This is a genomic window from Bacillus timonensis, assembly GCF_000285535.1.
Classification (GTDB): Bacteria; Bacillota; Bacilli; order Bacillales; family Bacillaceae_L; genus Ferdinandcohnia; species Ferdinandcohnia timonensis.
The window spans coordinates 1-324 of the sequence record NZ_CAET01000105.1 but is presented as its reverse complement, the minus strand read 5'-3'; the positions used below and the strand labels follow the sequence as shown (position 1 = coordinate 324).

Sequence of the window (324 nt, the reverse complement as noted above, 5' to 3'; positions counted from 1 at the left end):
AGTCAAGTCCTTAGTTTTGTGTAAAATTTATCTACAGTGTTCCAACCATATTTAGTTTGTTTGTATATTTGTGGTATTTGGAAGGGGTACCCCTTCCAAATACCACAAATTTTCGCTCCGCGCGATTACCCTTGGATAATATATCTTTTCTTATTCAGTTGAAGTTGTTCGTTCTCCATTAGTAAAGCCCCAATAAGACGGAAGGCTGACTGTGTGTTAGGAAAAATTCGAATAACTCTTTCTCGTCTTCTAATTTCTTGGTTTAATCTTTCAAGCGAATTAGTACTAGAGATGTGTAATTGAAACTTTTCCGGTTCATTTAAA

General features: G+C 35.2%; 1 protein-coding gene. It reads right to left on the bottom strand.

The annotated features are described in order from the left end of the window. Nucleotides 1–125 precede the first annotated feature (125 nt). Nucleotides 126–324: transposase (locus BTHG_RS23880; RefSeq protein ID WP_010280237.1), on the bottom strand; the 199-nt coding region annotated here is incomplete at its 5' end.